The sequence below is a fragment of the Pontibacterium granulatum genome (assembly GCF_029961155.1).
Taxonomy (GTDB): domain Bacteria; phylum Pseudomonadota; class Gammaproteobacteria; order Pseudomonadales; family Balneatricaceae; genus Pontibacterium; species Pontibacterium granulatum.
This window is the reverse complement of sequence record NZ_JASBRH010000010.1, coordinates 107,539-124,076: the sequence shown is the minus strand read 5'-3', so window position 1 is coordinate 124,076 and position 16,538 is coordinate 107,539. Positions and strand designations below refer to the sequence as shown.

The 16,538-nt window shown below is 53.9% G+C and carries 20 protein-coding genes; 4 read left to right on the top strand and 16 right to left on the bottom strand.

Going from position 1 to position 16,538, the window contains the following annotated elements:
• Positions 1–9: 9 nt before the first annotated feature.
• A complete protein-coding gene (locus QKW35_RS11590) occupies positions 10–429 on the top strand; it encodes an Hsp20 family protein (protein ID WP_282353266.1) in 420 nt (139 codons plus the stop codon).
• Positions 430–581: 152 nt separating this feature from the next.
• Entirely contained in the window at positions 582–1,454 is an 873-nt protein-coding gene (locus QKW35_RS11585) for an AraC family transcriptional regulator (protein ID WP_282353265.1), read from the top strand.
• Here the strand turns inward: QKW35_RS11585 and QKW35_RS11580 are convergent, their stop codons facing one another.
• Genes QKW35_RS11580 through amrB form a run of 5 tightly spaced genes read right to left on the bottom strand, consistent with a single transcriptional unit; the run spans position 1,455 to position 3,943 of the window.
• The gene (locus tag QKW35_RS11580; RefSeq protein ID WP_282353264.1) at positions 1,455–1,967 is read right to left on the bottom strand and encodes an O-acetyl-ADP-ribose deacetylase; all 513 of its coding nucleotides are present in this window, start codon (positions 1,965–1,967) and stop codon (positions 1,455–1,457) included.
• Between the two features lie 22 nt (positions 1,968–1,989).
• Entirely contained in the window at positions 1,990–2,361 is a 372-nt protein-coding gene (locus QKW35_RS11575; protein WP_282353263.1) for a cupin domain-containing protein, read from the bottom strand.
• On the bottom strand, positions 2,316–2,648 hold the full coding sequence (locus tag QKW35_RS11570; RefSeq protein WP_282353262.1) for a TfoX/Sxy family protein: 333 nt from the start codon (positions 2,646–2,648) through the stop codon (positions 2,316–2,318). Before QKW35_RS11570 ends, QKW35_RS11575 begins: the two co-directional genes overlap by 46 nt.
• Positions 2,638–3,198, bottom strand: a complete 561-nt coding sequence (amrA, locus tag QKW35_RS11565) for an AmmeMemoRadiSam system protein A (RefSeq protein ID WP_282353260.1) — start codon at positions 3,196–3,198, stop codon at positions 2,638–2,640. The genes QKW35_RS11570 and amrA overlap by 11 nt, the downstream gene beginning before the upstream one ends.
• Positions 3,185–3,943: an AmmeMemoRadiSam system protein B gene (gene amrB, locus QKW35_RS11560; RefSeq protein ID WP_282353259.1), complete on the bottom strand. Its 759-nt coding sequence runs from the start codon at positions 3,941–3,943 to the stop codon at positions 3,185–3,187. The genes amrA and amrB overlap by 14 nt, the downstream gene beginning before the upstream one ends.
• 190 nt (positions 3,944–4,133) lie before the next feature.
• Between amrB and amrS the strand changes: the two genes are divergently transcribed.
• On the top strand, positions 4,134–5,201 hold the full coding sequence (gene amrS / locus QKW35_RS11555; protein ID WP_282353258.1) for an AmmeMemoRadiSam system radical SAM enzyme: 1,068 nt from the start codon (positions 4,134–4,136) through the stop codon (positions 5,199–5,201).
• Here amrS and QKW35_RS11550 read toward each other — a convergent pair.
• Positions 5,198–6,163 carry a tRNA dihydrouridine synthase gene (locus QKW35_RS11550; RefSeq protein ID WP_282353257.1) on the bottom strand — a complete coding sequence of 322 codons (966 nt, stop codon included), beginning with the start codon at positions 6,161–6,163 and terminating at the stop codon, positions 5,198–5,200. The genes amrS and QKW35_RS11550 overlap by 4 nt on opposite strands.
• Before the next feature lie 90 nt (positions 6,164–6,253).
• Between QKW35_RS11550 and thpR the strand changes: the two genes are divergently transcribed.
• The gene (gene thpR, locus QKW35_RS11545; protein WP_282353256.1) at positions 6,254–6,772 is read left to right on the top strand and encodes an RNA 2',3'-cyclic phosphodiesterase; all 519 of its coding nucleotides are present in this window, start codon (positions 6,254–6,256) and stop codon (positions 6,770–6,772) included.
• On the opposite strand, the gene QKW35_RS11540 is transcribed toward thpR, so the two are convergent.
• From QKW35_RS11540 to truA, 10 genes are all read right to left on the bottom strand, one after another.
• Positions 6,769–7,986 carry an O-succinylhomoserine sulfhydrylase gene (locus QKW35_RS11540; protein ID WP_282353255.1) on the bottom strand — a complete coding sequence of 406 codons (1,218 nt, stop codon included), beginning with the start codon at positions 7,984–7,986 and terminating at the stop codon, positions 6,769–6,771. The two genes, thpR and QKW35_RS11540, sit on opposite strands and share 4 nt — an antisense overlap.
• An 11-nt stretch (positions 7,987–7,997) precedes the next feature.
• Positions 7,998–9,524 (bottom strand): amidophosphoribosyltransferase, encoded by a 1,527-nt coding sequence (gene purF / locus QKW35_RS11535; protein ID WP_282353254.1) that lies wholly within the window; start codon positions 9,522–9,524, stop codon positions 7,998–8,000.
• A gap of 45 nt (positions 9,525–9,569) precedes the next feature.
• Complete coding sequence (locus QKW35_RS11530; protein WP_282353253.1) at positions 9,570–10,064, bottom strand: CvpA family protein; 495 nt, start codon at positions 10,062–10,064, stop codon at positions 9,570–9,572.
• A gap of 52 nt (positions 10,065–10,116) precedes the next feature.
• Positions 10,117–10,668 (bottom strand): SPOR domain-containing protein, encoded by a 552-nt coding sequence (locus QKW35_RS11525; RefSeq protein WP_282353251.1) that lies wholly within the window; start codon positions 10,666–10,668, stop codon positions 10,117–10,119.
• A gap of 2 nt (positions 10,669–10,670) precedes the next feature.
• Complete coding sequence (gene folC, locus QKW35_RS11520; RefSeq protein ID WP_282353250.1) at positions 10,671–11,948, bottom strand: bifunctional tetrahydrofolate synthase/dihydrofolate synthase; 1,278 nt, start codon at positions 11,946–11,948, stop codon at positions 10,671–10,673.
• A gap of 103 nt (positions 11,949–12,051) precedes the next feature.
• On the bottom strand, positions 12,052–12,912 hold the full coding sequence (gene accD, locus QKW35_RS11515) for an acetyl-CoA carboxylase, carboxyltransferase subunit beta (RefSeq protein ID WP_282353249.1): 861 nt from the start codon (positions 12,910–12,912) through the stop codon (positions 12,052–12,054).
• Positions 12,913–12,950: 38 nt separating this feature from the next.
• On the bottom strand, positions 12,951–13,757 hold the full coding sequence (gene trpA / locus QKW35_RS11510) for a tryptophan synthase subunit alpha (RefSeq protein WP_282353248.1): 807 nt from the start codon (positions 13,755–13,757) through the stop codon (positions 12,951–12,953).
• 28 nt (positions 13,758–13,785) lie between these two features.
• Positions 13,786–14,970, bottom strand: a complete 1,185-nt coding sequence (gene trpB / locus QKW35_RS11505; RefSeq protein ID WP_282353305.1) for a tryptophan synthase subunit beta — start codon at positions 14,968–14,970, stop codon at positions 13,786–13,788.
• 19 nt (positions 14,971–14,989) lie between these two features.
• A complete protein-coding gene (locus QKW35_RS11500; protein WP_282353247.1) occupies positions 14,990–15,619 on the bottom strand; it encodes a phosphoribosylanthranilate isomerase in 630 nt (209 codons plus the stop codon).
• A 79-nt stretch (positions 15,620–15,698) separates the two neighbouring features.
• Positions 15,699–16,538 carry a tRNA pseudouridine(38-40) synthase TruA gene (gene truA / locus QKW35_RS11495; protein WP_282353246.1) on the bottom strand — a complete coding sequence of 280 codons (840 nt, stop codon included), beginning with the start codon at positions 16,536–16,538 and terminating at the stop codon, positions 15,699–15,701.

Below are 16,538 nucleotides of genomic sequence, written 5' to 3'. Positions count from 1 at the left end.
GATATGAACATGCGTGATTTTGACCTGTCTCCACTGTACCGCTCCGCAATCGGTTTCGATCGCCTGGCCTCCATGCTGGACAACGCCAGCCGCAACGACAACCAGCCTAGTTATCCGCCATACAACATCGAACTTCTGGGCGAGAATGCATACCGCATCACTATGGCTGTTGCCGGCTTTAATATCGACGAGCTGGTCATCCAGAGCGAAAATTCCACCTTGCTGATCGCGGGTACCAAACAAGCTGACAAACAGCAGCACCAGTACCTGTATCAAGGTATCGCGGCGCGAAACTTTGAGCGCCGATTCCAGCTGGCAGACCACGTCAAGGTCACCAAAGCTCACATGGAAAATGGTCTGCTGCACGTAGATCTGGTCCGTGAAATTCCTGAAGCGATGAAGCCACGTTCCATCCAGATCGAAGGCTAAGCTTTTCGCTCCACACAAAGTATATAAGGGTCGCATACGCGGCCCTTTTTAGTTTCCGCATCGAGTGAAAAAATGCCCCAAACGGACAAAACAATCCCACCTTCCGGAGGCATAATGGATCAGGCCAAACAACACACCTGAAGGGATACTCCATGGTCGCAAACCAACGGCTGCTCAATACTGTGGAGCTGATTGAAAACAATCTTGCCGAGCCACTGAGCGTTGAAGAGCTCGCCAACGCAGTGGGATGGTCACGCTGGCAACTGCAACGCACCTTCCAGGCCAGATTTGGCTACAGTATTTCAGCCTACTACCGCAAACGCCGACTGAGCAACGCAGCTATGGCACTCATCGCCAGGCCATGTTCCATTCTGGAGATCGCGCTGAACTATGGTTTTGAAAATCAGCAAAGCTTCAGCCGGGCGTTTACTCTGTGCTTCGGTCTTACCCCTGGGCAATATCGGACACGCCGCACGCCAAAGGATATATTCCCCAAGCTGGACCCAAGCCTGAACAGTTATTTAAATGGAGAGAGTGATATGGAACCGGAAATTAAAGTCTACCCTGGGAAAACCCTATGGGGGCTAACAACCACTTTCAATGCACCAGGATCACCACAACCCAACAACATGGAACGGTTACCGGCACTTTGGATGGAGTTTCAGCGCAAGATTGGAGAGCTGGGACAGGCACCGGCTGTCTGCTGGGGTGTTGTAGATTGCAGCACCGCCAACGACGACCTGGAGAACATGACCTATTGGGCTTCATTTGAGGATGACCAGGCCAAAGCGTACGAAGGGTTGCAACGCCTGGACGTTCCAGAACAAACCTACGCCTGTTTTATCCATAAAGGCCCAATCCATACAATCGGAGACACGCTCACAGCGATCTTCCGTGACTGGCTACCGAACAGCGAGTACTGTCATACGGGCGGGCCTGAGCTTGAGCTGTATGACGAACGTTTTGCATTCGACCACCCTGACTCGGTGCTGGAATATTGGGTTCCGATCAGAAAAGTGAGCTGATTACTCTTCTGCGAGCTGCCGTTGATACAGCAGCTCCATCTCTTTACTGAAACAGCAGAACACCACCCGTTCTATGGACTGACAATCATACAGGCCAACAATCACTGTACCGACTGCGATCTCAACCGCCTGTTCCAATGGGTAGCCGTAGACGCCACAACTGATCGCCGGAAACGCAATGGATCTCATCCCCCGCTCTTCCGCCAGTTCGAGACAGCGCTTGTAACAGCTACGCAGCTTATCCGCCTCCCCCACGCCACCACCTCGCCAGACCGGCCCTACTGTATGAATCACGGACTTGGCAGGTAGGTTATAGCCACGCGTAATCTTGGCGTCACCGGTGTCGCAACCGCCCAGGGTTCGACACTCTGCCAATAGTTCAGGCCCCGCAGCGTGATGGATCGCACCATCAACACCGCCACCACCCAGCAGGCTACTGTTGGCCGCATTGACAATCGCGTCTACCTCAAGCTGAGTAATATCACCTTGTATAACTTCAACCTTCGATTTCATTGCTGTATCCCTGATATACCGGTCAATCAACAGGCTCCCCCAGATGCAACGCCAGCCAGATTGTAGTCTGGCCTTCTGGTGTCCACTCAACACGGTGTCGGCAGTGGGCGGGTAACAGAACATGGTCACCCGGTTTCATATGCAGCAACTGCTCATCTCGCGCCATTAGAAGTTTGGCCTCTCCCTGCACTATCATCACCCACTCATCCCACGCCTGGTCATACCATTCTCCCGGCGGCGTGGCCTGCCCGTAGGTGACAATTCGTTCCAGCTTTACACCGGGACGTGTCAGCAGGTCCTCAAAGTGTTCCTGCACCTTATCCGCCGGAAGATCGGTCAACACACTTTTCATGATGCTGCCCGCACCGCCACCTGATACGCCACCGCGCTCCATTCGACCAGTTCCTCGCTGTTGTCCAGACACTCCTCCGGTGCCTGATAATAGTTGAGATGGCAGGGTTTGCCCTTCTTCATATAGGTAAACCGCTCCAGATCATGGGCTTTGTACCTGTTTTCTGTCTGGGGATCTGATTTCAGGTACAGCTGGTCGTCCGTCACCAGCGCAAACATCAATCCACCCAGAAATAGCCCATGACCACCAAACATCCTTTTTGCCTGCACCGGCCCCAACATATGCATGCTTTCGACCAGATAGGAGATAAAATCGTCGCTATTCGCCAATGTCCGTTACCTGATAAATCGAGAACTGCATGGTATCACTCCAATAGTCCTCTGCCAGTCCCGCCTTGCGTTTGAGGTGCTCCAGAAACCTTTTCGGCTCCGGCAGTTGCTCCCAAACCTGCGGCAGGAATGTCGCTCTGCGCACCCCCTCCTCAAGCACCAGACCATCCACGCCAGGACGTAACGCCGACAGTAACGCCTGTTCGGAATCGACCGCGAGTGGCTGTGTGGGTGTCAGAATAGAGATATGGATATCCAGGTCATCAAATTCATCGCGGCTGAGTGGTGCAAAGCGGCGATCTCTGAATGCAGCTGCGCAGGCGTCATAGGACAGTTCGTCCCACAGGGACTGATGAGCACTCAGACTACCGATACACCCCCGAAGCTGACCATGATGGTTCAGAGTGACAAATGCAGCCCGTTCCTCTTTTTGCCACGGTTCCTCCGCAGAACAGCGGGCCAGCTTATAGCCCAACTCGCGGGCGATTGCAGCTCGGGCATGCTCCAACATCCGTTGCTTTTGAGACGCGTTGTACTCAGTAGACGGCATAGGCGGCATACCCCACGACCCGGCTCTTATCGCCGCTGGTATCTCCGGAATTACAATGTTGTAGCAGATGAATACGGTACTTACTCCGTGCCAACGCATGCTGCAGGCCATTTAAGCCCATGCAACCGCACGCTTCTTCCGGTTGGATATTTTCAGCACCGGCCAGAATCCGCTTGTGGGTCTGGCCATCGATCTTCCGTGCTTCGTCATAACTGTGAAAATGGCTCATATCCGTACTGATAATAGTCAGTACCTCCGGGTCCTCCAGCGCAGGCAAAACAACAGCCCCGACCTCTTCCGGACTGGCGTGTCCCACCACAATCGGCAACAGCGGTGCATGCACTTCCGCCCGTTGCAGGAACGGTAGCTGAACCTCCAGGCAGTGCTCTGCATAATGTGCCATGCGGTTATAGACAACAAGCCCATCTGCCACCAGTTCACCTATCTGTTCGCTAGCCAGCTCCATCCGTCCTAAAGGGGTATCAAAGACGTCAGCCTCCGGCACTGCCATCCCGATAAAACCAACGCGATGGCTAGGCCCAATCAACAGCACATATTTATATTCTGCGCCGCGCGTAAGACAACTATATGCTGCCGCTGCTACATCACCCGAGTAGATATAACCAGCATGAGGTACAACCAAAGCGCGTAGGCCAGACAACGGGGGACGTTCGTGATGCGACAAAAACTGGTCTACGTCTTGGGCCAGCTGTGCCGGATCACCGGAATAAAATGCGCCAGCCACAGCCGGTTTCGAATGTCCATCGGAGCTCTCCGAAGTTATTTTCATCGATAGAAAACAGTGCTCCCGAGTCATTGATTGATTCCCCTGAAAGCAGCACAAGCAAATCAAAAGATAGTCGGCAGATCACCAACAGCGACTACGCTGACACACTGCTAATCTTAAGTATAGAGTGGTAGTAGCGAGAGACGATATGAGCGTAATCGAAGTTGGTTTTTCACACCCGGTAGATAGAAATAAAATCCAGTGCGATCTTTGCCCGCGCTTCTGTAAGCTTTCGGATGGACAGCGTGGCTTATGCTTCGTACGGGGCAACGAAAATGGCAAGATGCATCTATACACCTATGGCCGCTCCAGCGGTTTCTGTATCGACCCCATCGAGAAGAAACCGCTCAATCATTTCCTACCGGGCACCCCGGTCCTTTCGTTTGGTACCGCAGGTTGCAACCTCGCCTGCAAGTTCTGCCAGAACTGGGATATGAGCAAAGCCCGTGAAATGGATACCCTGGCTGACGCTGCGTCACCGGAACAGCTGGCACGCTACTGTTACGAACACGATTGTCGCTCCATTGCCTACACCTATAACGACCCGGTGATCTTTCTTGAGTATGCTGAAGATGTGGCGATCGCCTGCCATGAAGTTGGCGTTAAGTCAGTGGCGGTAAGTGCGGGTTATATCACAGACCTTGCCCGCCCCCGCTTCTTTGAGCATATGGATGCCGCCAATATCGACCTGAAAGCATTTACCGACAGGTTTTACAAAAAGATCTGTGGCGGTAGCCTCCAGCCTGTGCTGGATACACTTACCTACCTTCACCACGAAACCGACGTGTGGTTTGAGATCACGACTTTGCTGATTCCGGACGAAAACGACAGCAACGAGGAGCTGGAGGCCCAGTGTCGCTGGATTATGGACAATCTGGGGCCGTCGGTCCCATTACACTTCACCGCCTTCCACCCGGACTGGAAAATGCTCGATAAACCCCGTACACCTGTGTCGACGCTTACCCGTGCGCGCGATATCGCTCTAAAGCAGGGGCTGCGTTACGTTTACACCGGCAATGTACACGATACCGAGGGAAGCTCCACCTACTGCCATCACTGCGGTTTGCGCCTGATTGAAAGAGATTGGTATGAGTTAGGGGAGTGGAATCTGGTGAACGGTTGCTGCAAAGGCTGTGGCACGCCCCTCCCCGGTTATTTCGAAACAGGGCCAGGAGTCTGGGGCGCTCAGCGCCAGCCGGTGAGGCTTATAAGTTAATCCCCTTTAAGCCGAGTCTGTTCTACCTCTAATGCCTGGCGCAACAGATCAATATCTTTGATCACCTTCACCTGATTAAACAACGCCACTGCCTCTGGGAAACAACGTTTCAGGTGGTGCAACCACTGCTTGATACGGCCATGCACGTACCCCGGTAACATACGTTCGGTGGACTGTTCCATATGGTCCAGCAGTAAGCCGACAATCTCCAGCCAGCGAATGGGGTCAACCGGTGCACCATCCCGCTGCGCCTTGATCGCTTTTACCAGGTCCGGCTGAGAAATCTGACCACGGCCGATCATTACATCTTCACAGCCACTCACCTCACGGCAGCGCTGGTAGTCTTCAAAGCTCCAGATCTCGCCATTGGCAACAACAGGGATCTTCACGTATTCACGAATACGGGCGATGTACTCCCAATGGGCAGGCGGTTTATAGCCTTCCACTTTGGTCCGCGCATGTACCGTCACCTGCGCAGCACCCGCATCCGCAATCGCAGCTGCGTTGTCCAAGTACAACGACTTGTCTTTGTAACCCAGACGCATTTTTGCGGTCACCGGCACATCCTTAGGCACGGCCTTTCGCACCGCAGATACGATGTCATGTACCTCGTTAGGTGTTTCCAGCAAGATTGCGCCACCCCGGTTGGCGTTCACCCCTTTGGAGGGACAACCGAAGTTAAGATCAACTGCCGGTGCACCCAGGCGAACGACCTTGGCTGCGTTGAGAGCCATCATCTGAGGGTCACTGCCCAGCAACTGCACGTGCACTGGCACACCCGCAGCAGTTTTGCCGCCGTGATGAAGCTCAGGACAGGTCTTCTTAAAGAGGTGCGCAGGCAAGACCCGCTCCGAGACACGCACGAACTCAGTCACGCAGTAATCAATATCACTGACACGTGTCAGCAGGTTACGCATGATCGGGTCTACCAGTCCCTCCATCGGGGCGAGGACAATCTTCATCTGTGGTGCTCTTGCTGTTTTTGGTACATCAAACGATTATTTATGTTACCGGCCCTATTTATACTACAGGCCGGGATAAGGAGTATGCCGATGCGTCTGTTTATTGCGCTGGATCCACCGACCGAGGTCTGTGAAGAGATCAGCGATCTGCAGTTTCCTTCGAGCCAGATCCGCTGGAACAACACTGACCAGTTTCACCTGACACTGGCATTTCTGGGCGAACAGCCTGAAAACCGCTTTGATGAACTGTGCGAACAGCTCACCGAGATCCACTTTGATCCATTTGAGCTTAAAACGCACGATGTGGGCTGCTTTCAGCACGGTGCATTGTGGCTGGGCTTTGAAACGAATGCCACTCTGATACGACTACAGAAGCAGCTGGCACATAGGTTGCGCAGTATCGCGATTCAACTGGAACACCGGCGCTTTCATCCACACCTGACGCTGGGGCGCTGTCGCAGCAATCCCGGACCTGCCGTTGAACACCTTCAACACAGGCTCAACCATCGTCGCTTTGAATTCGGTGTGGATCGCTTTCTGCTTAAGAGCAGCGTACTGCGCCAGGACGGCGCAGTACATCAGGTGGAGGCGGAGTTTCTAGCGGATTAGATCGCCGCCAAGCCACGCAGCATATCTGCTTTGATATCTTCCAGATCTTCAAGGCCCACGGAAACACGGATCAGGTTGTCTTTAATACCGGCTTCAGCACGCTCTTCCACGCTCATACGACCGTGGGTGGTGGTGCCAGGATGGGTGATCGTAGTTTTCACGTCACCCAGGTTACCGGTAATAGAAAACATCTCAGTGGCATCGATAAAGTTAAACGCCGCTTCTTTGCCACCGCGCACCTCAAAGGACAGCACACCACCAAACGCGCTCTGCTGTTCCACTGCCAGATCGTGTTGCGGGTGGCTCTTCAGACCTGAATAGTACACTTTGTCGATACCGTCCTGCTGCTCGAGCCACAATGCCAGAGCCATCGCCGCGTCACTGTGCGCCTTCATACGCAGGCTGAGGGTCTCCAGACCGGTCATAAAGTTCCAGGCGTTGAACGGACTCAGACACGCGCCACAGGTGCGCACATAGCCGAAGATCTCTTCCATCAGCTTATCAGAACCCAGTACCACACCACCTACACAACGTCCCTGACCGTCCAGGTACTTGGTCGCCGAGTGGATCACGATATCTGCCCCCTGCTTCAGCGGCTGTTGCAGCGCCGGAGTACAGAAACAGTTATCGACGGCCAGCAGTGCGCCCTGCTCATGTGCGATCTTGGAAACCGCTTCAATATCCGTCAGCTCAGCCAGCGGGTTGGACGGCGTTTCCATGAAGAACAACCGCGTGTTCGGGCGGATCGCCGCGCGCCACGCGTCCAGATCGGTCGGGTCAACAAAGGTGGTCTCGATGCCCGCACGGGTCAGGTATTTATTGAACAGAGACACCGTCGAACCAAACACGCTGCGAGAGCAGACAACGTGGTCGCCCTGCTGCATCAGTGCAATACCCACGGCCATGATCGCCGCCATACCGGATGAAGTTGCAACTGCGCGCTCTGCGCCTTCCAGCGCCGCGATGCGACGTTCAAATGCCTGCACGGTTGGATTGGTGAAGCGGGAGTAGATATTACCCTCTTCTTCACCACCAAAGCGCGCAGCTGCCTCGCGCGCCGATGAAAACACGTAGCTTGAAGTCAGGTAGATCGGGTCGCTGTGTTCACCTTCACCGGTGCGGCGCTGGCCGGCACGTACTGCCAGCGTATCGAAGGCGTAATTGTCGCCTTCAAACTGGATACGCTCTTCTCGTTCAAAACCAGGCTTGTGCATAGGGCTATACCTCAGTCGATCTTGCTGTGCAGATCTGACGATTCGTTACTTTTCACTTGCTGCCCGTTCTCTTCAGCTTTCGCTGAGTCGTTACGCTTCTCTTCCAGGCGATCCAGGTAAGTCTGGTCGATATCACCCGCGACGTATTTGCCATCAAATACACAGGTGTCAAAATCCTGAATCTTTGGGTTGCCGGCCAGGACGCTCTCTTTCAGGTCTTCCAGATCCTGGTACAGCATCCAGTCACAGCCAATCTCTTTTGCCACTTCTTCATCGGTACGGCCGTGTGCGATCAGCTCGTTAACGGACGGCATGTCGATACCGTACACGTTTGGAAAACGCACAGCAGGCGCTGCAGATGCGAAGTACACTTTCTTGGCACCCATATCGCGTGCCATCTGTACGATCTGCTGAGAGGTGGTACCGCGCACGATGGAATCATCCACCAGCATGACAACCTTGTCTTTAAACTCCATCTCGATCGGGTTCAGCTTGCGACGCACGGATTTCTTGCGCTGCTCCTGACCCGGCATGATGAAGGTACGGCCCACATAGCGGTTTTTGATGAAACCTTCGCGGAATTTAACATCCAGGTGGTATGCCATTTCCAGAGCAGACGTTCGGCTGGTATCCGGAATCGGGATAATCACATCGATGTCGTGTTCTGGCATTTCGCGCAGCACTTTTTCTGCCAGCTTCACCCCCATACGCATACGTGCTTTATGTACGGACACTTCATCGATGATGGAGTCCGGACGCGCCAGGTAGACGTATTCGAAGAGGCATGGTGTCAGACGGCTGTCTTTCGCACACTGCTGTGTCTCAACTTTGCCGTCCATAGTAATGAAGATCGCTTCGCCCGGCTCGATATCGCGAACCAGTTCAAAACCGGCCACGTCCAGCGCGACACTTTCGGACGCAACCATGAACTCCTCTTCACCGTTTTCCAGAACACGTTTGCCGTATACCAGTGGGCGGATGCCGTTCGGGTCGCGGAATGCGAGAATACCGTAGCCGGTGATAACAGCTACAACGGCGTAGCCACCTTTAACACGCTCATGAACACGTTCTACCGCGGCAAAGATGTCAGAGGATTCTGGTACCAGTTTACCCTGACGCTGCAATTCGTGTGCAAACACGTTCAGCAACACTTCAGAGTCAGACGTCGTGTTGATGTGACGCAGGTCAGCACGGAACATCTTCTCGGCCAGTTCTTCTGCGTTGGTCAGGTTACCGTTGTGCGCCAGCGCAATACCGTACGGAGAGTTCACGTAGAACGGCTGTGCTTCAGCGGAGCTGGAGGAGCCGGCAGTTGGGTAACGCACGTGACCGATACCCATGTTACCGCCCAGGCGTTTCATGTGACGGGTGCGGAACACTTCGTTCACCAGACCGTTGTCTTTACGCAGGAAGAAACGATCACTTTCACAGGTCACCATACCTGCCGCATCCTGGCCACGGTGCTGCAGCACCGTCAGGGCATCAAAAATAGTCTGATTAACATAGGATTTGGCAACAATGCCTACAATACCGCACATCCGAACTCACCTCGAAGGGAAATGGTAATCTCAAAAATTTTATTCTTAGCGTCCTGCGTTCCAGATCAAATCTGCAACTTCACCTGCCACATCCCTGGTCCAGGCTTCCATTAACGCAAAGTGGGGAATCAACTGGGACTCACGCCACCAGGAATCTTGTGCCGCAGGCGTCTCGCCTGCCAGCATAACCAGCACGACCACGATCAAACCGCCGCGTGCAGCGCCAAAAGCGATACCCAGCATACGGTCGGTTGCGCTGAGGCCGGTTGCTTCCACCAGCATGCCAAATAGCTGCCCAATCAGGGCACCGACAATAAGGGTGACAATAAACAGACTAGCAAAGGCCGCGGCAACACGGAGAGAAGGGGTGTCGATGTAGGGCTGCAGAATTTCCGTCATCGGCGTCACAAAGGTACGAGCCACCATAAAGGCCGCAACCCAGGTAACCAGAGAAAGCGCCTCTTTTACAAATCCGCGACGAACACTAAATAAACAGGAAATGGCGATGATCGCCACGATAGCCCAGTCAGCCCAATTCATTTTCTGTAACTACCCTAGAAAGATGCGCGCATTCTACCAGAGGCCTTTATCTTCAGCGAGTAGAGAAACGCACGATAATGCCATCCAGATTCAGATCTTTCTTGAGCTTGGTTTTAAGTGCTTCAAGTTTTGAACGCTGAAAATCAGGGCCAACATACACCTTGACCAAATTACCGTTTTTTCGGGTATACACTTTATGCCCAGCATCGATCAGTTGGCCACGCAGTTCCTTCGCATTGCCTTCGTCACTGAAGGTGGCTAACTGCAATGTCCATGCGACCGGCACCCCCTGCTTATCGAGTGTTGGTTTCTCTTCATCAACACTGATCACTGGCTTTTTAGTTTCGATCTTTTTCACCAGCTCGGCCGACTTTTTCGGCGCCGGTGCAGGAGGTTCCGGCGCGGCCACCTCACTGGTATCCGGCAGCGTTTTAGACTGCGGTTCGATCTTAACCACTTCAGGCAATGGCGGCACAGCCGGGATTGCGGACTCCAGATGGCGCTCCCGATAGCCCTCGCCATTAAACAACAGGGGAAACAGAATACCGGCTGATACCACAATAACCACCAGACCAATCAACCTGTATTTCAGCTTCTCTTGCATAGTTACTCATCCACTCCAAGATGATCGAGAGCATCGCTCACTGTAAAAAATGAACCCGCGACCAGCAAACTATTTTCCTTGCTCAACTTATCCTGCGCAGCATCCAACGCCTCAGCCACCGTACCAAAGCAAGCACACCGTCCGGCATCCATTTCAATGGTTAGGTGTGTCGCCAGTACCTCCGCCTTCTGACCTCGGGGTACATTGAGGTCGGCCAGGTACCAGTATGACACTTGTGGGCGCAAAATCTCGATAACTGACGCAAAATCCTTATCGCCCAGCATACCCAGCACCATATGAACTTGCTGACCCTTTGCTGCCAGGCGTGCTGCCAAAAGTTCCGCCGCTTCAGGGTTGTGCGCCACATCCAGCCACGCCGTACCGTTCGCCAGTTCCACACACTGCATGCGGCCGGTCATCGTTGCCTCTTCAAGCCCTGCCCGGATCGCGTCGACGGATACATCAAGACCCGCGACTGCAAGCACCTGTAGCGCGGTTGCTGCGTTAGGCAATGGCAGCGTTGGCAGCGGCAGGCTTTCCAACCGCAGTGTTTCTCCGACCGGACAAACACCCTGCCAGTTCCATTTCTGACCGTCTATCTGGTAATTAAACTGCTTGCCCACCTGGTACAACACCGCTCCGGTTTCAGCCGCAACCTCTGCGACCGATGCAGTAGGATCAGCCTCACCACATACAGCAGGACAGTTTTTACGGAAGATGCCGGATTTTTCGCGACCGATCACTTCTCGATCGTCACCCAACCAATCCACGTGGTCGATAGCAATACTGGTCACAATAGAAATATCTGCATCCACGATATTTACCGCGTCCAGACGACCACCCAGACCGACTTCCAGCAGGATTACATCCGGCTCTTTGCGACCAAAAATTTCAAGTGCGGCCAGGGTGCCGTACTCGAAGTACGTCATCGGAATATCTTTACGTGCTTCAGTAATTGTCCGGAACGCCTGGCACAGCTCCTCATCGGAGATGTTCCGGCCGTTCAGACGAACACGCTCGTTGTACTTACGAAAATGCGGAGATGTGTAGCAGCCAACGCTGTAACCCGCTTTACCCAGAATGGTCTCCAGATAGGTCACGGTTGAACCCTTACCGTTCGTGCCGGCAATAGTGATCACCTTGGATTTTGGAGAGCGCACACCCATGGCATCAGCCACCTGGCTGACACGTTCCAAGCCCAGCTCAATCTCGGCGGGGTGACAGGCTTCGATCCAGGAGAGCCATTCGTCAAGGGAAAAACCGTCGGTTACCTGCGTCATAAATACCTACTACAAGAAACAGAAAAGCCGGCAGCGTAATGCCACTGCCGGCTATTTTTTAATGCATGTTTGTTATGCAATCCAATGAACGATCGCTTCCGGATCAGGCCGCTGGCTGACGGGTCAGCTTGCGCAGGATAGAATCCAGACGCTCACGCATCTCATGACGGTGAATGATCATATCCACCTGACCGTGCTCCAGCAGGAATTCACTGCGCTGGAAACCTTCCGGCAACTTTTCGCGTACAGTCTGCTCGATTACACGCGGTCCTGCAAAACCAACCAGCGCTTTAGGTTCACCGATATTCAGGTCACCCAGCATCGCCAGACTCGCAGACACACCGCCATAAACAGGGTCAGTCAGAACAGAGATGTAAGGGATACCCTGCGCTTTCAGTTTTTCCAGCACCGCACTGGTTTTCGCCATCTGCATCAGCGAGAACAGTGCTTCCTGCATACGTGCGCCACCGGATGCGGAGAAGCATACCAGAGGAATCTTCTCTTCAAGACTCACTTTGGCCGCGCGGACAAAACGCTCACCTACAACAGCGCCCATGGAACCGCCCATGAACTGGAACTCGAACGCTACTGCAACGATTGGCTGACCGTTCAGCTCACCGCGCATTGCGATCAGTGCGTCTTTCTCTTCGGTGGCTTTCTGCGCCGCAACCAGACGGTCTTTATACTTTTTGGAGTCCTTAAACTTCAGGCGATCGACCGGCTCCACCTCTGTCGCAAGCTCGGTACGGTTCTGCTCATCCAGGAACAGTTCCAGACGCTTACGCGCGTTCAGGCGCATATGGTGGTCGCATTTAGGACAAACGCTCAGGTTCTTTTCCAGTTCCGGGCGGTACAGTGGTGCGTCACATTTAGGACACTTCTTCCACAGCCCTTCTGGAATGTTGGAACGCTTGGTTTCGTTGCGAACCAAAGAGGGAACGATTTTTTCCAGCCAGTTACTCATGTATGTTTTTCCAAATCTTTACTTAAGCGTCAGTTCTTTCACGCGTCCATCGCAGTGCGCAGCTCAGCCACGATGGCAGAGACCTGTGCAGGGATCTCGTCCTGCTGAGCAACCAGCGATGCAATCTTGTTTACCAGTACGCTACCCACGATTACACCGTCAGCAACGCCGGATACCGCCTTGGCAGACTCAGCATCTTTGATACCAAAGCCCACACCGATCGGCAGATCCGTATATCTACGTACAACGTCCAGCTTATCCGCAACCGCCTGAACATCCAGCGCTGCAGAACCGGTCACCCCTTTCACAGATACGTAATACAGGTAGCCACTACCTGCCTTACAAACCTTCTCGACGCGGCTCTCTTCGGTGGTTGGCGCCAGCAGATAGATGGTATCCAGGCCGTTTGCCTTCATCACCTGATCAAACTCACCTTCAGCCTCTTCCGGCGGCAGATCGACGATCAGGGCACCATCAACACCGGCAGCGGCAGCTTGCTCAGCAAAGGATTTGTAACCCAACACCTCTACCGGGTTCAGGTACCCCATCAGGACCACAGGGGTTTCCTGATCTTTCTCGCGGAAGGTTTTCACCATCTCCAGAACGTCCAGCAAGCGGGTACCGTGCATCAGGGAGCGCTCACACGCCAGCTGAATGGTCGGGCCGTCAGCCATCGGATCGGAAAACGGGATACCCAGCTCAATGATATCCGCACCCGCTTCAACCATGGCGTGCATGGTTGGTACAGTCGCGGCTGGAGCCGGGTCGCCAGCAGTGATGTAAGGAATCAGGGCCTGACGGCCCTGCTCTTTCAGGCGTTCAAAACACGCTGCAATTCGATTCATGTTCTTTACCGTCCTTAAGGTCCGAAAATCAGACCTGGATACCGTCGATCTGAGCGACGGTATGAATATCTTTGTCACCACGACCAGACAGGTTAACTACGATGATCTGGTCTTTATCCATCTCTTTCGCCATCTTCATCGCATGCGCGACAGCATGACTGGACTCGATAGCTGGCATGATACCTTCAACGCGGGTCAGCGTACGGAACGCATCCATCGCTTCATCGTCGTTGATCGCCACGTACTCGGCACGCCCCACATCTTTCAGGTAAGAGTGCTCCGGTCCGACACCTGGGTAATCCAGACCCGCAGAAACGGAGTGAGTTCCCAGGATCTGACCCGCGTCGTCTTCCATCAGGTACGTACGGTTACCATGCAGAACACCCGGACGACCGGCAGTAAGTGGTGCCGCGTGCTGACCAGATTCAACACCAAAACCACCCGCCTCGACACCGACCATACGTACATCGGCATCTTCGATGAACGGATGGAACAGACCGATAGCGTTAGAACCACCACCGACACATGCAACCAGCACATCCGGCAAGCGCCCCGCCTGCTCCAGACACTGGGCACGCGCCTCACGTCCAATCACGGACTGGAAGTCACGTACCAGCTTCGGATACGGGTGAGGACCTGCCGCAGTACCGATGATGTAGAAGGTATCGTCGACGTTGGTTACCCAGTCACGCATCGCTTCGTTCATGGCATCTTTCAGGGTACGGGTACCGGATTCAACAGAGATCACCTCGGCACCCAGCAACTTCATGCGGTATACGTTCAGGGCCTGACGCTGTACGTCTTCAGCGCCCATGTATACCTGGCACTTAAGGCCCAGTCGTGCAGCTACGGTAGCAGAAGCAACGCCGTGCTGACCTGCACCGGTTTCAGCTATCACACGTGGCTTGCCGGTGTATTTAGCCAACAGCGCCTGACCAATGGTGTTATTCACCTTGTGAGCACCCGTGTGGTTCAGGTCTTCACGCTTCAGATAGATCTGCGCGCCGCCACAGAGTTCAGTCAGGTGAACCGCATGGTACAGCGGGGATGGACGACCAACATAGTGCGCCAGATCGCGGTCAAACTCAGCCTGGAAGTCTGGGTCTCGCCACAAGCGCTCATAGGTCTCCTCCAGCTGCTGGAGGGCAGCCATCAGGGTCTCGGAAACAAAACGACCACCATAGGGACCAAAGTGCCCACGTTCGTCGGGCATCTGCGCAATTGTGGAAAGATCAGTCTTGATAGGCACGGTTAACCTCTTGAGTAAACTTCTCTACTTTTTCTTTATCTTTAATCCCTTTGCTGGCTTCTACGCCACCGCTGACATCAACGGCAAAGGGACGCACGGTTTCGACCGCTCTACGAATGTTGTCCGGGTTCAGACCACCCGCCAACACAATCGAACCTCTTAGCTCTGCCGGGATTCGCTCCCAGTCAAAGGATTCGCCTGTTCCGCCGGGCACCCCGGGACGGTAGGCATCTAACAAAACGGCTGCAGCACCGGTGTAACGCTGACACTCCGCAGCAACATCAACATCCGGTTTCATCCGGATCGCTTTCATATAAGGACGGGAAAACTGTTCGCAGTACGCTACATCTTCATTGCCGTGAAACTGCAACAGATCGATGCCAGTCTCGTCGATCACTTGCTGCACAAACGTAGGCTCGGCATTCACAAATAGTGCCGTACTGGTAACGAAGGCAGGTAGCCCACGAATAATGTCTGCGGCCTGCTCAACACTTACGTTTCGTGGGCTTGGATCGTAAAAAACAAACCCCAGCGCATCAGCTCCTGCTGCCACGGCAATGTCGGCATCCGCTTGGCGCGTGATACCGCAAATTTTGATACGCGTTCTATTCACGGTGTAGTGCTCACCAAAGGCCCGTCCGGAAAACCCAATATACTATCAGATGGTTACGGCTTACGGCTAGCGGATAACACTAGTCCAGGGCAGTAAGGAAATAAGGCCCCAGCTCGGATTTTGGCAACTCGAATTCGTCGGGGTATTTAACATCGACAAAATAGAGGCCATACGGTGGCGCAGTCACCCCACCCTGGCGTCGATCCTGCGCGTCCAACACCTCTTTCGCCCAGATCGGTTCAGCTTCACCACAGCCGATCTTCATCAGTACACCAGCGATATTTCGCACCATGTGATGCAAGAATGCGTTGGCCGCCACATCGATGACGATCAAGCCACCGCTTCGGTAAACCTTCAGCTCACGTACTTCACGAATGGGACTGTGTGCCTGGCAGTTAACAGCACGGTAGGAGTTGAAGTTGTGCTCGCCGACCAAGTAAGCCGCACCTGCATTCATGCGATCGACATCAAGCGATTTGTAGGTCCAGGTAACACCTTTCGCCAACAATGCCGGCTTCACCGGCGCGCTCAGGATGACATAGCGATACCGACGCTGCTGCGCCGAGAATCGCGCATGGAAGCTTTCCGGTACCTCAACCGCCCATTTAACGGCAATATCATCCGGCAGCTTGGTATTGGTACCCATCACCCAGGCACGCGGCGTACGCTTGGCGTGGCTTTCGAAATGGATGACCTGGTAGGTCGCATTCACACATGCATCGGTGCGCCCCGCACACACGACATGCACCGGTTCATTAGCAACCTTTGAAAGTGCTTTCTCCAGAGTTTCCTGAATGCTGACAACCCCTTTTTGAATCTGCCAGCCACGATAGTTGGTACCCTGGTATTCGATACAAAGGGCGTAACGATAAGGGGCGATCGAAATCGCCCCTGTTGGTTCCTGAGAAACTTGAGACAT

Coding starts and splice junctions, on each gene's coding strand:
- QKW35_RS11590 (WP_282353266.1), top strand. CDS start 10: ATGCGTGATTTTGACCTGTCTCCACTGTACCGCTCCGCAATCGGTTTC.
- QKW35_RS11585 (WP_282353265.1), top strand. CDS start 582: ATGGTCGCAAACCAACGGCTGCTCAATACTGTGGAGCTGATTGAAAAC.
- QKW35_RS11580 (WP_282353264.1), bottom strand. CDS start 1,967: ATGAAATCGAAGGTTGAAGTTATACAAGGTGATATTACTCAGCTTGAG.
- QKW35_RS11575 (WP_282353263.1), bottom strand. CDS start 2,361: ATGGAGCGCGGTGGCGTATCAGGTGGCGGTGCGGGCAGCATCATGAAA.
- amrA (WP_282353260.1), bottom strand. CDS start 3,198: ATGCCGTCTACTGAGTACAACGCGTCTCAAAAGCAACGGATGTTGGAG.
- amrS (WP_282353258.1), top strand. CDS start 4,134: ATGAGCGTAATCGAAGTTGGTTTTTCACACCCGGTAGATAGAAATAAA.
- QKW35_RS11550 (WP_282353257.1), bottom strand. CDS start 6,163: ATGAAGATTGTCCTCGCCCCGATGGAGGGACTGGTAGACCCGATCATG.
- thpR (WP_282353256.1), top strand. CDS start 6,254: ATGCGTCTGTTTATTGCGCTGGATCCACCGACCGAGGTCTGTGAAGAG.
- QKW35_RS11540 (WP_282353255.1), bottom strand. CDS start 7,986: ATGCACAAGCCTGGTTTTGAACGAGAAGAGCGTATCCAGTTTGAAGGC.
- purF (WP_282353254.1), bottom strand. CDS start 9,524: ATGTGCGGTATTGTAGGCATTGTTGCCAAATCCTATGTTAATCAGACT.
- QKW35_RS11530 (WP_282353253.1), bottom strand. CDS start 10,064: ATGAATTGGGCTGACTGGGCTATCGTGGCGATCATCGCCATTTCCTGT.
- QKW35_RS11525 (WP_282353251.1), bottom strand. CDS start 10,668: ATGCAAGAGAAGCTGAAATACAGGTTGATTGGTCTGGTGGTTATTGTG.
- folC (WP_282353250.1), bottom strand. CDS start 11,948: ATGACGCAGGTAACCGACGGTTTTTCCCTTGACGAATGGCTCTCCTGG.
- accD (WP_282353249.1), bottom strand. CDS start 12,912: ATGAGTAACTGGCTGGAAAAAATCGTTCCCTCTTTGGTTCGCAACGAA.
- trpA (WP_282353248.1), bottom strand. CDS start 13,757: ATGAATCGAATTGCAGCGTGTTTTGAACGCCTGAAAGAGCAGGGCCGT.
- trpB (WP_282353305.1), bottom strand. CDS start 14,970: ATGCCCGACGAACGTGGGCACTTTGGTCCCTATGGTGGTCGTTTTGTT.
- truA (WP_282353246.1), bottom strand. CDS start 16,538: ATGTCTCAAGTTTCTCAGGAACCAACAGGGGCGATTTCGATCGCCCCT.